This window comes from Paenibacillus sp. FSL R5-0623, from assembly GCF_037974265.1.
GTDB lineage: Bacteria > Bacillota > Bacilli > Paenibacillales > Paenibacillaceae > Paenibacillus.
Window position 1 is genome coordinate 1,639,248 of the sequence record NZ_CP150233.1, and the last position, 15,286, is coordinate 1,654,533.

A 15,286-nucleotide genomic window follows, 5' to 3' on the forward strand; every position below is an offset into this window, starting at 1 on the left:
CCCAGAAACCAGAAGTGTCAGACCTATGTTGCGATATGTTTCGATTGACGCTCAGCAAGAAACCCCCGGCTCAAGGAGTCGGGGGTTTTTGTCATACAAGCATATGCATGTTTCGCTGCAACTCACTGATTCGAGGATGAAGGTGTCCTGAAAATCAGTTGGCACGCCCTTTCAGAATGATGTTGTTGGCTTTGCCAAAGTCGATGGCGACTTTGCCGGCCAGTGCAGCTGTACGCTCAGCAAGAATAACCGCATTGACGCCACAGGAGAAGAGAGCGACATCAAAGGTATCTTGATTCGTCTGAATCCACTCGAGTGTTTCATGCATGTGATCATAGCTGTCGAAGGGTAGCGCAGTCACGATGTTTAAATGATACGGCTCACGTTCGAGCGTGGCACGCAGTGGCTCGATCTCACGGGTAACGAGAAGCACACGCTTGCCTGCAAGCATCCGCCAGAAACGCGGGTTCTGCACCAGTTCCCGATTAACACAGGCGTGACAAGTCAGTGGAGGGGAGATCCCAAAGTGTGCAAACACCATATCGGTCAGGGGTCTTTTGAGATAATCGGGAGCATTAATGGTGCTGTCACCACGAGGAAGAATGCCCACGATATCCGCCCGCTGCAAGGAAGCGGCGACTTCATCCCGTAGCTGCAGGTTGGGAAGGCTTAGTCCTTTTTGCCCTAAATTGGCCTTAATGGCCCAACGTTCCTGAAGAACCTGTTCCGTAGTCCACACGGTTTCTTGAGACATGACGATATTCTCGCCATCACCGACTCGAACAAGAGAGAGAGGGCGCTGATCAAGCAGCGCCGCTTCAAGCTGATCAAGCACACCATCCATTTCAAGATAGATTGAATCCATTTCAGTGGTTTCCCCCTTTGAAAATTGAACTGCTCTATTCTATGTCGCAGCTACAGTAACGATATGTACGTTCGACCCGCAGGGCACCATCTTCAAGTGTATATCAATCTATTTCGTTGAAAATCAGTGCATTCGTCCGTACCGCTTCTATTAACATTTCATACCTTATAGAGTCGGCAGGATTGGTAAGCGAAACCCGGATGGATTTTCAACTACCAGACAGCCGGAACTTGTGTTTCGTATGAAAACGACTGATGAAACTATGAAAATGGTCGGTATCCGCTGAAAGAAGATGGCAGAGTTCATGAGGAGGAATGTTATGTCCAGGAAAGTAGTTATTGAGATTAACTTCAACAATTATGGGCTCGACCCGCAGCGATTGACTAGAGAATGGCTGGAGCGGCGGATGAGCATTTTCCGCACATTTACATTGCACTGCCTTAAAGCTCAGACGAATCAGGATTTCCTGACGGTAGTGAAGTTATCCAAGGAATCAGGAGAAGTGATGCAGGAGATTCTCGCGGAACAGGAGCCGCTGCCTGCCAACATTCGTTTTGGAACCCATATTGAGAGTGTGCGGGCGATTTTGGCATTTGCTGAAGGGGCGGAGCACATCTATATTGCCCGTCTGGATTCGGATGACCTTTATCACCGGACTTTTGTACAGCAGCTATATGACGTGCAGCCACAGCCGCAGACGATGGCTCTGATTAACCAGAACGGCTATCTCTGGGATAGCGTGAACAACGAGATGGCACCTGCATTTCATCGTTCTCCGCAATTCTATGTCTACCTGTATAAAACAGCGGAGTACGCCTCCGGGTATCGGGTGAAGCTGCCGGGCCGAGGTACGCATGGCAATGTCATTGATCTGCCGCATGAGCTGCTGGCTCCGCGCAATTACGTGAATATCGTCCATTCGAGCAATACTTCGGTCAAAAAAGTACCAGCTAAAGACCGGTTAAGCCAAGATGAGATGGCAAAGGTACTACGCGAATTCATGATCTGATCAGGGAGGGGTATATGCATGATTAAAGGACAAACGATTCTGGTTACCGGGGGCACAGGCTCCTGGGGTCAAAAGCTGACCGAGGTGCTTCTGGAACAGGACCCGGCAGAGATTCGCCTCCTGTCTCGTAACGAATATGCTCAGATTGCGATGCAGCGTGAGTTCAACCATGACCCGCGTCTGCGATTCATCATTGGGGATATCCGGGATTATCGGGCAGTGGAAGATGCGTGCAAAGGCGTGGATGTACTTTTTCATCTGGCTGCGCTGAAGCATGTACCAGTGTGCGAGGACCAGCCGGATGAAGCGTTCAAGACGAATGTGATCGGGACGCAGAATATTATTCGGGCTGCAATTCGGATGCAGGTTCCCAAAGTCATTGATGTGTCCACCGATAAGGCGGTAGATCCGATTAACGTATATGGCATGACAAAGGCCTTGGGTGAAAAAATGATGATCCGTGCCAACTGGCTAAGTGAAGGTACCCGGTTTGTCTGTATCCGTGGGGGCAATGTGCTTGGAACCAGCGGTAGTGTTGTACCCTTGTTCCGTCGTCAGATCGATGAAGGCAAAAGCCCGACCATTACGGACAAAGGCATGACCCGTTTTTTTCTGACACGTACCGAAGCTATACATTTACTGCTTAAGGCGGCTGAGGCGGCTGTGGGCGGGGAGACATTTGTGATGAAAATGAAAGCTTGCAAGATGACGGATCTGGCATCCGTCATGTTGGAACAGGCAGGTCGTCCATCCTTCGATTATAAGGTGACGGGCATACGTCCAGGCGAGAAATTGCATGAAGTGCTGATCTCGCCCTTTGAAGCACCACGCACTCGTCAATACGATGCGCAGTATTATGTGATCCTGCCGGAGCACCCGGACAAGGGGCTGACAGATCAGTACAGCAGCCTGCCTCGTGTGAACTTCTCCGAGTATCGCTCGGACAGTGCCATGATGAACAAGCCAGCGATTGCCCGGTTTTTGCGTGCAGGCGGCTATATCGATTAGGGAGTGTCTCAAAACTCGTTCGGAGTTTTCAGACACTCCCACCGAAGGGAGGCGGAGCGTTTGGAGGTGGAAGGAATGGAAGAGAATCATCGGCACAACCAGCACGAAGGAAATGAAGAGTTACAGCAACGTACCCTAATACAACATATTAATGATCGCTCCCTGAAGGCTGTTGTCATCGGTCTCGGCTATGTTGGTTTACCTATGGCCGTAGAGATGGCACAAGCAGGTTACCAAGTCCACGGGATTGACATCGATACTTCCAAGGTAGCTAAGCTGCGTGCCGGGCATTCGTATGTCATAGGTATAGAAGATGATGTTGTGCAGTCGCTTATGCAGGCTGGATTATTCACGGCAAGCACCGATTATGCAGCGGTGAGACAGGCGAATGTCATCGTGATCTGTGTGCCCACTCCGCTGACTGCCGATCATCAACCGGATATCTCGTATATCTCGGCGGCGGTGGATGGCATGACTCCGTATTTGCAGGAAGACAGCCTGGTTATATTGGAAAGCACGACCTATCCGGGCACAACGGAGGAACGCGTGAAACAACCGATTGAAGTGGCAAACGGCTGGCGAGCTGGAGAACAGTTCTACGTCTGTTATTCTCCGGAGCGGGTAGATCCGGGCAGTGTTCATTATGGTGTGAAAAATACCCCGAAGATTATTGGTGGTTCGACACCCGCTTGTCTGAATTATGGTAAACAGTTCTACGGCTCATTCCTCAACGAAGTTGTTCCGGTTAGTTCAACAACGGTAGCGGAGACGGCAAAATTGTTCGAAAATACATTTCGTAGTGTCAATATTGCACTCGTGAATGAGTTGACCCCGGCCTGTGAACAGATGGGTGTAAACATCTGGGAAGTACTGAATGCGGCGGCAACCAAGCCGTTTGGTTATATGCCATTCTATCCCGGTCCCGGCATCGGCGGACATTGTATCCCAATCGATCCGATCTATCTGTCCTGGGCAGCAAACCGTCAGGGATCGGAGCTGCAGTTCATCCAGCTGGCGGATACAACCAATCGGCAAATGCCAGAGAGAGTGGTTAAGCGTGCCGCGGAGCTGCTGGAGCAGAATGGTGTATCTATTCGGAGAGCGCGCGTTGTACTCGCTGGTATGGCTTACAAAAAGGACATTGACGACTTGCGCGAATCACCAGCACTGGACGTCTTCCGGCTGCTGAGCGCAGCGGGGGCAGAAGTGGTTTTCACCGATCCGATGGTGCCTGTCTTCCGTAAGGATGACGGTATGATGCTCCAGTCTCGGCCTGCTGTGCCGGAATTGTGGACAGGAGCTGATCTGGTGATCATCACAACGGATCATTCGGGATTTGATTATCAGGAGATGGCAGATCATGCGAAGCTGATTTTCGATACACGTAACGCCACTGCCGGATGCCGCGGAGGAAATATTGTAGTGCTGGGCCAGCCTGTACGGCCTGAGGTGAAGGGAGTTCGCGAGCAACAGGAGAGTGTAGCATGGGTAGGACAAAAAGAAACGGCAGTCGAGGATAATGCAGATCACCATGAAGTTGCCATCGATCCCGACAAGGATCAGGGAGATGCCCATGGCAAATCATGATCGTGTAAGTGAACGCTACTATGGCGAGATAAACTCGGAAGATTCTCATGAAGCGACGAGAACACGTATCCACTGGATGTGCCGTGAAGCGACAGGCAAACGTATCCTGGATATCGGGTGCAGTCAGGGTATTACGTCAATTCTGCTGGGCCGTGAAGGATTTCGTGTCACTGGCATTGATCTGGAGGAAGAGAGCATTAAGTATGCACAAGAAGAGCTTGCCAAAGAATCCAGACCCGTCAGGAACAATGTGGATTTTCGGATGCTGGATATTACGCAATGGAAAGTAAGAACGACTTTTGACACGGTACTGCTTGGAGAAGTGCTGGAGCACTTTGCTCATCCAGAGACTTTATTGATTCAGATTCATCGGTTATTGCAAGAAGAGGGAACCCTGGTTGTAACCGTGCCATATGGATATCATCCGTTCTATGATCACAAGCAGACCTTCTATGCAGGAAATCTGGCGATGTGTCTAATGCCATATTTCGAAGTCTTGAAACTGGAAGTTCATCATAAATATCTATGTTGCGTGGCCCGCAGACGGCGGAGAACACAGCTGCATATGTCGCCAACGTTAGATCAACTGATGGAGTGGATGGAGCTGGATCATGCACATTTTGCCGAGGTGGAGCAACAGCATCTCCGCGTAATGAAACAGCGCAAGAAGGCACTGGACAGTGCGGTGGAGCAGGTGAAACGTCTACGTCGTCAGGAGAGTGGAGAGGTGTAACATGGGGTACGAGTGTAGCAGGATAGGATATAAGAGGGCATGTGCCTGAGAGATTAAAATTATTGCAGATACACCGGAACTATGGAATTGAGTTAGTTAGAAAATAGGGGAACTTGCATGATCGACATTTGCAATACGCGTACGACAGGAAGGGGCTCAAAACGTGATCACCATCAGTCTGTGCATGATTGTGAAGAACGAGGAACGCATGCTGGCGCGCTGTCTGGACTCGGTTGCCGGCATCGCGGACGAGATCATCATTGTGGATACCGGTTCATCGGATCGCACGATGGATATCGCTGCGCAGTATACCGAACATGTCTACACGTATGAATGGAAGGAAGACTTTGCCGCAGCGCGGAATGAGTCATTCGCCAAGGCCACGCAGGAGTATATCCTGTGGCTGGATGCGGATGATGTGCTGCTGTCCGCGGAACGGGCGAAGCTGGAGGTGTTGAAGCAGCAGCTTCCGTCCGGGGGGAAGACGGAAGCTGTGATCTTGAACTACACGCTGGCCGAGGGAGCGGAGGGAAGTCCACTTGTGACGGACCGACGCCTTCGCCTGGTCAAGCGGGATGCCGGGTGCCGCTGGCATGGCCGGCTGCACGAGCAGCTTAGCTTCCCGCGGGGCGAGGTCATTACGGCAGACATTGCCGTCACGCACCGCCGCGAAGCGGGACATCATTCGGCGCGGAACGTGCGCATTCTGCGCAAATGGATCGCCGAAGAGGGCGTAGCCCAAGGCCGCCTGCTGTTTTATTATGCAGGCGAATGTTATGACCGCCAGCGTTATGCGGCGGCGGCACGCGGATACACAAAGCTGCTGGAGCAGCCAAGCGGTTACCGCGAGGATCGCCTCATTGCCTGCACGCGGCTGGCGGAATGTTATGAACGACTGGGTGAGCCGGGTCGCAAGCTCGGTGCATTGCTGCAGTCGTTCCAGTATGACCTGCCACATGCCGATTTCTGCTGTGCCATTGCGGCCTGTTTTCATGAGCGGCAGGAACCCGTCTCGGCGATCTACTGGTATATGCAGGCGGTAGACGTGAGTAGCCGCGATCCGGGTCTGCGCCCGGTACCAGAGGCCTGCCGCACTTGGCTACCACATGCCCGTTTATCCCTTTGTTATGCTCATCTGGGCAACTGGGAACAGGCATTGCTGCATAACACCAAAGCCCGTGAGTACTTGCCCAACGATCCCGGATTGCTTGCGAATCGGCAGAAGCTCGAAGTTGTGGTACGCAAAGAGATGAAGGAGCGGGAAGAACGTGGCGAAGTGTCACCGCGTAAATAGGGAGATGAACTGGGACAGATGAGGACAGAAGAGTTTGAAGTGGGAGTAGAGATAGAGAAAATAGATTGAAATAGAAGTGAAATAACAAAGAAACTAATCCGTTGCTGGTAGGATGCGATAGGATGGATCAGTGAAAATAAGGGTTGATTGGAAATAGAGTGTAAGGCACAATTGCAAGCAGAAGCAGAAGCAGAAGCAGAAGCAGAAGCAGAAGCAGAAGCAGAAGCAGAAGCAGAAGCAGAAGCAGAAGCAGAAGCAGAAGCAGAAGCAGAAGCAGAAGCAGAAGCAGAAGCAGAAGCAGAAGCAGAAGCAGAAGCAGAAGCAGAAGCAGAAGCAGAAGCAGAAGCAGAAGCAGAAGCAGAAGCAGAAGCAGAAGCAGAAGCAGAAGCAGAAGCAGAAGCAGAAGCAGAAGCAGAAGCAGAATAGATATGATAGATAAATTATAATGCTGTCATATGTTTTAAGTCCGATAGATACGAAGTTGTTAGTGAACAAAAGAAGCCCCGCTTGACCGAAAGAGTCGGTGAGCGGGGCTTTTAATGCTTCTCGTGCCGCGTGTATCTCCTGCCATGGTGTAATGAAAGTAGCATTTGGTGAGATTTCTCACAAGGCATATGCATCGTGGAACTTCTGATGTGAGATGCAGTGAGTATTACGCGTCAAGATGAGACCTTCATTGCTTAGGGTCGTCATTTTAGCTGTTAAGTTGTTTTACTTTTCGGGTGCCAGGCATCGCAAAGACTGATCTTTCATCCGTAAGCTCTTACACGCCCAGCCCCATCCATCATATATTTCGTCATCGATATTGAGGGTCATGGTCTCATCCGTATATTCATTCCAGTTTTCAATCCGGAGTGTGTTTTCACTTTCCCATTCGAGATGGTTATTTCCGTGGTGCTTGGCACGATAGATCGTTTTTACCGTGGCGTCCTCAGGGGCATTTGTCTTCTTTACATCGACCCAGATTGTAACGCCGCCTGCCGCACCACCATAGGGCACACCGTAGATCTCGGCAGTATACTCACCATTCCTTGAAGGCATGGAATAACTCAATTCACCCAGCTCGGAACGGTCGAACGTAGAGAAATAAGGACGGAGCCAGAAATACAGGAATACAGCGGCAAACAGTACAAGAATCAACAATGTAAATGTAGTAAGAATAGGGTGTCTACGTATCCAAGGTTTGCGAGAATCTGTATGGGATGAATTTGAATTAGCTTGAGTATTTGAGTCCATAAGGTTGAACCTCCATTTGCAGCTTACAGTGAAATTTGCTTTGCAGGAATATAAATGTCCAACTCTCCGTAGTGGTCCTGAGCCAGGCTGCCATCAATTCTTTCAAAATAGTAGGGATCACTCTTCTCGTACCCCGAATGGCTCTGCCAATATTCATCGATAAATGTCCAGACACTGTCCAGATGATCAATATTGATGAGACTTGGATGGAAATCACAGACGAATTTGAATACGGCATACTGGTTGGCCGGGACCTCAATTCCGTCCAGTTCTTCAGGAATATGATCCAGACTGGTGACCTCTACAGACGGCTGATATGTACTGTAATCTTCGTTAATTTCATTGGTGAATCCGATATATACGTTGGGTTGCAGCACGTTAGGAATCGAATGAAAGTGTTTTTCAAAAAAGTCGTTGCCTGCTGAATTAGCTTCATAGTGTTCTTCATTGTCTGCATACCGAATGTGGGATCGTTGTCCAATGAGTTTCATGGCCGGTTTTCGTACATACGTTGGTTTGAAAATATATCCATATGGAAGCGTTGTGATCATGGACGAAGTCATGCGGGCTGTGAATTCAAGGTTTCCAGCTCCCTGTTTGCGATACTGCAGGGGTGTAATGCCGAAGGCTTGTTTGAAAGCACGTATGTAGGATTGTTCATGTTCAAAAGCGTAATGGCCGCTGATATCGATAATCTTCCAGTTCAGATTCACCAATTGCTCCAGGCTGCGTGCCAATTTGCGTGAACGAATGTATTCTCCAGGCAATTGTCCGCTGACATGTTTGAACATGCGATGCAGGTGGAATTTGGATATATGAGTCACAGATGCCAGATGATCCAGCGTTAATTTGTCTTGAATATGGTCTTCTATGTAGTCGAATAGCTTATCCAGTGTGTCTAGCAGATCGTGTTGCATATCAATCTCCCTACTTCTAATAGTACTTACAGCAATAAATGTTCATTTTTTCCTTATCACCGATGATATCATAACCAAGTACATAATTTAATGACAAGATTGGAGAAAGCATCCATGTTTGCTGACAAAAAAAATTATACAACGATAGGCATGTTAACTCGATTATGGACACTAACGGGCAAGTACCGTATGTTCATCATTCTGTTACTTTTCGCCGCATGTTTGGTCTCCCTGATTGAGGTCGGTTATTTGGAATCGATCCGAAGACTGGTCAAAGGCGCGACTGAAGCACAGTTTTCATTACTCTACTCAGGGTTGATCATAGGCGTTAGCATTGTAGTATTACGATTGATTGTAACCGCATTCATGACGAGGGTCGAGACGTTATTCCAGCAAAAGACATTATTGTCTGTGCAGTCTCTACTGCTCTCATCCTTTAGCAACACAGAGACACGCGATCTGGCACATTATCATACGGGTGACCTAACCTCTAGGGTCTGGACTTCAGCCAAGGAAGCACAGAAGGGGATAAACCAACATGGCATTGAACTCGCGAAAAATATTATTCAGCTGATTCTTGCCTTTGCTTACTTCAGCTGGGTGAACTTGCCGCTGTCGTTAGCTATCATTGCATTCACATTGATCTATCCTCTTGTAACGGTAGGACTTGGTAAACGTCTACAAAGACGGCATGATCAGTTGAATGCCAGCGCAGCGTCAAGAGATGAGATACTGACTGAAATCATCCAAGCCCCGGTTGAGATCCGAAGTTACGGACTCGCGGGTTATGTACACCATCAATTTAAAGGTCGAATGGATCAGGTGTTCAGGCATACGATGTCTGTATCTGTATTACAACGTCTTTCGGAGGCAGCCGGACGGGTTTCTACGTATGGTGGCATGATTCTGATTCTCTATCTAGGCGGCATGCAGGTCCTGAATGGACGTATGGATGTAGGAGGACTAGCAGCTTTTTTGGTGGCAAGCAGTCAGTTAACTCGTCCGATTGAATCGTTATCTGGGTTGTGGAATGATTTTATTGGTTCGGCTTCTCATGCGTCCAGAATCTTTGAGGTATTGGATTTGGAGAGAAAGAACACGGTTGTTAATACCAGTACAAATACATATGTATGGTCCGAACCGGGTTCAGGTGAAATTGAAAAGCAATCTAAACCGGCTGGCATCAACGTGCAGCATGTGTCTTACAGGTATGCGGAGCAAGAAGAAGTGTTAACAGATATTTCTTTTGAAGCCAAGAAAGGAAAGCTTACTGTAATCACAGGGCCAAGTGGATGTGGAAAGACCACGTTATTGAAATTAATAGCCGGATTAGATACATCTGTTACTGGTTCGATCCAGGTCATGAATCAGAAGAATTCACTGAAGGATATGCACGAAGTTCAGACAGGGAATGTCAATCAGGTATATGTTCCGCAACAAGCCTTTATTTTCACAGGTACAGTGGAAGAGAATATTGTTTTTGGACAAGAGGAGATGTCTGCCGATCAAGTAGAGGTTGCGGCCCACATGACGCATGCACATGACGCGATTATGCGTCAATCGCTCGGCTATGGGACAGAGCTTCAGCCGCAAGGCGGGACGATGTCGGGTGGTGAGCTTCAGCGTATTAGTTTAGCCAGAGCAATGCTGAGGAACCCGGATATTCTTTTGTTGGATGAACCGACGTCATCTCAAGACCCGTGGCATGAGCAGCGATTGAATGATCTCTTTGCCCGAATCACTGCTGACAAAGGCACAACGGTTATTGCAGTTACTCATCGATTATCGCTGATAGAACGGGCGGACCAGGTCATCTATATTCAGAAGGGACGCGTCGAAGATACGGGAACTCATCGTGAATTGCTGGATCGTCCAAACGGATATCGAAGCTATATTGCGGAGCAGGATACGGAAGTGGAGGAACAGCATGAGTAACAAGATCGAAGATGCAGCATATGCCGATGACGTTGAAATGAAAAGCAGTCATGAGAAGAGTAGAGCATATGAGATAAATGAAAATGATGAGAGTAATGAAAATAATGAAATAGAAGTTCATTATCATATGAACGAAAGTCATGTTCCAGATGAACCAAAGCAAGCTGTATCACTGGCAACGGTGTGGCACGTTATTTTTTGCTGGATGAAGCCTTATGGATTAGCTGTAGCGATCTTGCTCATTTTTATTGCAGCAGATGCGGTCTTCGATTGGGGACTTGCCTTTGTACAGGGATTTTTCGTGGATGCTATTCATGATGGGGGACAGGAGCAGTTAAACGTTACAGCGTTGTTCTTTATCGCCATTCTGGCAGGGTTTATCGTATTGCTCGCGATGCATCGTTACGTGCTGGTATGGCTCAAAGAATCGATGCAACGGGATATGTCCATGGATCTGTTGAGACTGTTAAATCGGATGCCCTATTCCTGGGTGCGCAGACAGAAGTCCGGGGATGTGATGCTTCGAATCAAGGAAGACACCAAGCATGGTGCAGAAGTTGTGGAGGCTATTGCAGAGGGTGTTACGGTTGTATTCATCATTGCTCTATCGCTGGGATACTTGTACAGAGCAGACGCATGGGTTGCGGTTATTGCCTTGGTAAGTGCAGGGGCAATCTGGTTCACGGCAAGATTGTATGATCAGCGAATTGTACATCTGTCCGATGAGGTCGAATCCAGGGAAGGCGAGTCCCAAGAACAGATCCAACAGTATGTTGAAGGGATACCGGTGATTCAGATGTATAATGCTTCACCGTGGTTTCTCGCTCGTTTTCGGACACAACAGCAATCACTGAATCGTGTTCAGGCTAAGTTGCAGATGACCCTGAGCATGTCGGATAACGTGGCGATGGCGGTGTTTGGTCTGGCTCAATTGGCAGCGTTGTTCCTTATTGCTTTGTCAGCGGCTAGGGGAACTTTGTCTCCGGGCATGGTTGTTGCAAGTAGTCTGCTGTTTGAACTGGTGGTGTGGCCAGTACTCGGCTTGTCCAGCCAGTGGAGTCAGATGCAAGCCAGCGTGGGTGCATTTGGACGTATCTCTACATGGTTGAAATTGGCGGAGAACAAGAAGACAGACGCATCCAACACTAAGCACGAGGAGCTTGCACAGGGAAGTTATGACCAAAATCAAGGGTATACACAACAAACAGCATATCAAGAAAAAGAAATTGCTATGCTATGTCTTCAACAGGTTACATTAACCGATGAAGACAGTGGTCGGAAGATTTTGGATCAGATTACGCTTAATCTGGTTCCTGGTGAACTGGTTGCGGTAGTTGGCGCCAGCGGTGCTGGCAAATCTACACTGTGCCAAGTGTGTGCAGGGCTGATCGAGCCAACAAACGGAAGCGTATTGCTGGGGGATAAACATGTTGCAGATTATATAGAGATGGATGACCAGTCCAGACTCACGTATATGCCGCAGACACCTACTTTATTTACAGGAACGATTGAAGATAATATTCGTCTGAGTTCAGACGCTACATTGGACAGAGTGAAGCTTGCGGCAAAGCAGGCAGGTTTGCATGAATATATAGAGGCACAGGAAGGACAATACGCAGCAATGTTGCATGAGAAAGGAGCCAATCTATCTGGAGGCCAACAACAGCGACTGTCGCTTGCCAGACTCTTTATGAGGTCATCCGATCTATATATTCTGGACGAACCAACGTCATCACTGGATATTCAGACAGAACAGAACGTGATGAATCACTTGCTGAACTTTATGAAAGGCAGGATAGGATTGCTTGTCACACATCGCATGGAGGTTGCTCGTCAGTGCTCTCGCATCCTTGTGATGGAACATGGCCGAATTGCCGAAGATGGAACGCATGAACAACTGATGCATAGGAAAGGATTGTATTATCGTATGAATGCAAGAGTTGGTGATACAACATGAATGAATCTGGGGTTAAGAAAGTAATGGATACCCTGGAGTTCTTGAGTCAGGATCGGGAAGCACGTCGTTTGTATGAAGAGCGCCAGAAATATTTACATGACGAAGCTTCTATGGTTGAGTGGGCTACGGAAAAGGGCATAGCTTAGGGATTATTAGAAGGGGAAAAAAGAAAGGCGATTGAGATTTGCAAGAAACATGCTCTCATTTGGAATTGAAGTTTCAGTTATTGCCAAAACAAGTGGTCTAGCTGTGTCTGAAGTTGAGGCGTTGAAAGATTAGAAGCGCATCCATTACAAAACAGTCGCTGGATGGCTTAGGGTTTGTAAAGTTTAAAGCAATCGTTTTGTCCAACTAGGGCAGGACGGTTGTTTTTATTTTAATGAAGAAGCTTCAAACGTTTTACAGTAAAACGCGGTTGCTCATTCGGGGCTGGACCGTTAAACTAAAGGGAGCGGCGTTTGCTTGACGGACAAGTCATGAGAACGCCATTTTGTTGTCAAGGATGCGGGATATGTGCCGCTTTCGGATGTCAGAATCGGATCGGACCAAGCTGGTGGAAAAACACCGGTGATAAGTAAGGAGTCTTTACATGAGTGTGCAAACACCTACATTAGAAGAAGCGCAGGGTCTCCTGCAAAAATATTACGGCTACCCCGACTTCCGTGAGGGACAGAAAAAGATCGTAGCCAGCCTGCTCGAACGAGAAGATACGTTGGGTATTATGCCAACCGGGGGCGGTAAATCGATCTGTTATCAGATCCCCGCTCTGTTATATTCGGGACTGACACTAGTTGTCTCCCCGTTGATCTCATTAATGAAGGACCAGGTCGATGCGTTGACGACCGCCGGAATTGCTGCCGCGTATATTAATAGTACACTTAGCGGCAAAGAAGTGAATGATCGTATCCGCGCGGCGCAGCGCGGTGAGTTGAAGTTGCTCTATGTCGCGCCTGAGCGACTGGAGCTGGATTGGTTCCGCGAGGAGATGGGCTATTTGCCGATCTCGTGCGTTGCCGTGGATGAGGCCCACTGTGTGTCACAGTGGGGGCATGATTTTCGGACAAGCTACCTGGCGGTAGCGCCGTTTGTGGATAGTTTGCCGGAACGGCCGGTGGTTGCGGCCTTTACGGCTACAGCGACGCCCGAGGTCATGGGCGATATTCTGCGGCTGCTGCGTTTGCAGGACCCGCAGACGTACGTGACCGGACTTGGGCGGGATAATCTGGCGTTTAGTGTGCTACGCGGCGAGAGCAAGAAGGACTTTGTCCTGAATTATGCGCGCGAGCATGCCAGCGAGCCAGGTATTATATACGCCGCGACTCGTAAGGACGTGGACGATCTGCATCAGCGTTTGTTGCAAGCGGGATTGCCCGCAGGACGCTACCATGCCGGGATGACGGACGATGAACGATCCCAAAGCCAGGAAGCTTTTTTGTACGATGATATCCGAGTGATGGTGGCGACTAATGCGTTCGGGATGGGGATTGATAAGTCGAACGTGCGTTACGTTATTCATAACAGCATGCCGAAAAATATGGAGGCATACGTGCAGGAAGCCGGACGTGCAGGCCGGGATGGAGAGCCAAGCCAGTGTATTCTGTTATTCGGGGCACAGGACATTATTACCCAGAAGTTCCTGATTGAGCAGAATCCGATGGACGGCGACCGCAAACAGAACGATTACCGGAAGCTGCAACAGATGGTGGATTACTGTTACACAACGCGTTGTCTGCGCAGTGCGCAACTGGATTATTTCGGTGAGGTGCATGACGATACACCTTGCGGTACGTGCAGTTCCTGTACGGACGACCGCGAGTTGGTAGACATGACGATTGATGCACAGAAAATATTCAGCTGCATTCACCGCATGCGTGAACGGTATGGTGTATCGCTGGTCGCTTCGGTGCTCAAAGGCTCCCGTGCCAAAAAAGTGCTCGATTACGGCTTCAACTCTCTGCCAACCTACGGCGTGATGGGTAACCGGACAGAGCGCGAGATATCGGAGATCATCAACGTGATGGTGTCCGAAGGATATCTGATGCTGTCTGAGGGACAGTATCCGGTTGTGCGTCTGCAACCACTGGCGGTGGAAGTGCTCAAAGGCCAGCGTGAAGTGATGCAACGTGTCGTCCGCAAAACAGCAGCAACAGCTTCGGGTACGAATTATGGCGGACGCCGCGGACGCGATGCAATGCCATCTGCGGTTAATGAGACGGTATTTGAACAGCTTCGTCTGATCCGGCGTGATCTGGCGGCGAAAGAGCATGTACCATCGTACATTATCTTCAATGATGCGACCCTGCGTGAGATGAGTGTGGTATGCCCACAGACAGAACGTGACATGCTGGATATCAAAGGGGTCGGTGAAGTCAAGTATCGCAAGTACGGACTGCCGTTCCTGGAGTTTTTCCAGAAGCAATCGGGCGAAGAAGTGGATACGGATGATGATGCGTTTTACGAGTATGAGTAGGTATGAGTAGGTATGAGTAGGTATTAGTAAGTATGAGTGAGTTATGATCAATTATGAGCGCGTTTGGCTGGATGGGATGAAGTGAGGATTGTTGTTGCGTTCGCGCTTTCAGGTCTTTCAAGTTCATGGCGCGTAAAGCTTAATTGATTAAAAGTTGATATATATGCTTCGTGCAAGTCGATGATTTATCCATGATACGGGGAAAGTGTTTGGCACTGGTTCGACGCTAGAGTCTCAAGCTTCAAAGATCAAGACAGTAAGATGTGGATATCGAA

At 48.9% G+C, this 15,286-nt stretch carries 13 protein-coding genes; 10 read left to right on the forward strand and 3 right to left on the reverse strand.

The window, feature by feature from the left end; translation table 11 throughout:
- Nucleotides 1-154: 154 nt before the first annotated feature.
- Nucleotides 155-865 carry a GT-D fold domain-containing glycosyltransferase gene (locus MKY92_RS07425; protein WP_339299935.1) on the reverse strand — a complete coding sequence of 237 codons (711 nt, stop codon included), beginning with the start codon at nucleotides 863-865 and terminating at the stop codon, nucleotides 155-157.
- Between the two features lie 319 nt (nucleotides 866-1,184).
- Here MKY92_RS07425 and MKY92_RS07430 point away from each other — a divergent pair, with 319 nt between their 5' ends.
- The 6 genes from MKY92_RS07430 to MKY92_RS07455 all read left to right on the forward strand — a co-directional run bounded on the left by MKY92_RS07430 (nucleotide 1,185) and on the right by MKY92_RS07455 (nucleotide 6,922).
- Nucleotides 1,185-1,874 (forward strand): glycosyltransferase, encoded by a 690-nt coding sequence (locus MKY92_RS07430; protein ID WP_339299936.1) that lies wholly within the window; start codon nucleotides 1,185-1,187, stop codon nucleotides 1,872-1,874.
- A gap of 18 nt (nucleotides 1,875-1,892) precedes the next feature.
- Nucleotides 1,893-2,882 carry an SDR family NAD(P)-dependent oxidoreductase gene (locus MKY92_RS07435; RefSeq protein WP_339299937.1) on the forward strand — a complete coding sequence of 330 codons (990 nt, stop codon included), beginning with the start codon at nucleotides 1,893-1,895 and terminating at the stop codon, nucleotides 2,880-2,882.
- A gap of 66 nt (nucleotides 2,883-2,948) precedes the next feature.
- On the forward strand, nucleotides 2,949-4,469 hold the full coding sequence (locus tag MKY92_RS07440; protein WP_339301728.1) for a nucleotide sugar dehydrogenase: 1,521 nt from the start codon (nucleotides 2,949-2,951) through the stop codon (nucleotides 4,467-4,469).
- Nucleotides 4,456-5,202, forward strand: coding sequence for a methyltransferase domain-containing protein (locus MKY92_RS07445; protein WP_339299939.1), 747 nt, complete (start codon nucleotides 4,456-4,458; stop codon nucleotides 5,200-5,202). Before MKY92_RS07440 ends, MKY92_RS07445 begins: the two co-directional genes overlap by 14 nt.
- Nucleotides 5,203-5,365: 163 nt before the next feature.
- Nucleotides 5,366-6,496 carry a glycosyltransferase family 2 protein gene (locus MKY92_RS07450; protein ID WP_339299940.1) on the forward strand — a complete coding sequence of 377 codons (1,131 nt, stop codon included), beginning with the start codon at nucleotides 5,366-5,368 and terminating at the stop codon, nucleotides 6,494-6,496.
- A 147-nt stretch (nucleotides 6,497-6,643) separates the two neighbouring features.
- Nucleotides 6,644-6,922, forward strand: coding sequence for a hypothetical protein (locus tag MKY92_RS07455; RefSeq protein WP_339299941.1), 279 nt, complete (start codon nucleotides 6,644-6,646; stop codon nucleotides 6,920-6,922).
- 285 nt (nucleotides 6,923-7,207) lie between these two features.
- Here the strand turns inward: MKY92_RS07455 and MKY92_RS07460 are convergent, their stop codons facing one another.
- Entirely contained in the window at nucleotides 7,208-7,732 is a 525-nt protein-coding gene (locus tag MKY92_RS07460) for a DUF5412 family protein (RefSeq protein WP_339299942.1), read from the reverse strand.
- 23 nt (nucleotides 7,733-7,755) lie between these two features.
- Nucleotides 7,756-8,649: a helix-turn-helix domain-containing protein gene (locus MKY92_RS07465; protein WP_047842083.1), complete on the reverse strand. Its 894-nt coding sequence runs from the start codon at nucleotides 8,647-8,649 to the stop codon at nucleotides 7,756-7,758.
- 114 nt (nucleotides 8,650-8,763) lie between these two features.
- Between MKY92_RS07465 and MKY92_RS07470 the strand changes: the two genes are divergently transcribed.
- The 4 genes from MKY92_RS07470 to recQ all read left to right on the forward strand — a co-directional run bounded on the left by MKY92_RS07470 (nucleotide 8,764) and on the right by recQ (nucleotide 15,011).
- Nucleotides 8,764-10,584 carry an ABC transporter ATP-binding protein gene (locus MKY92_RS07470; protein ID WP_339299943.1) on the forward strand — a complete coding sequence of 607 codons (1,821 nt, stop codon included), beginning with the start codon at nucleotides 8,764-8,766 and terminating at the stop codon, nucleotides 10,582-10,584.
- Nucleotides 10,577-12,541 (forward strand): ABC transporter ATP-binding protein, encoded by a 1,965-nt coding sequence (locus MKY92_RS07475; RefSeq protein ID WP_339299944.1) that lies wholly within the window; start codon nucleotides 10,577-10,579, stop codon nucleotides 12,539-12,541. The genes MKY92_RS07470 and MKY92_RS07475 overlap by 8 nt, the downstream gene beginning before the upstream one ends.
- 23 nt (nucleotides 12,542-12,564) lie before the next feature.
- Complete coding sequence (locus MKY92_RS07480) at nucleotides 12,565-12,687, forward strand: hypothetical protein (RefSeq protein ID WP_339299945.1); 123 nt, start codon at nucleotides 12,565-12,567, stop codon at nucleotides 12,685-12,687.
- 443 nt (nucleotides 12,688-13,130) lie between these two features.
- Nucleotides 13,131-15,011: a DNA helicase RecQ gene (gene recQ, locus MKY92_RS07485; RefSeq protein WP_076251653.1), complete on the forward strand. Its 1,881-nt coding sequence runs from the start codon at nucleotides 13,131-13,133 to the stop codon at nucleotides 15,009-15,011.
- The last annotated feature ends 275 nt before the right edge of the window (nucleotides 15,012-15,286 follow it).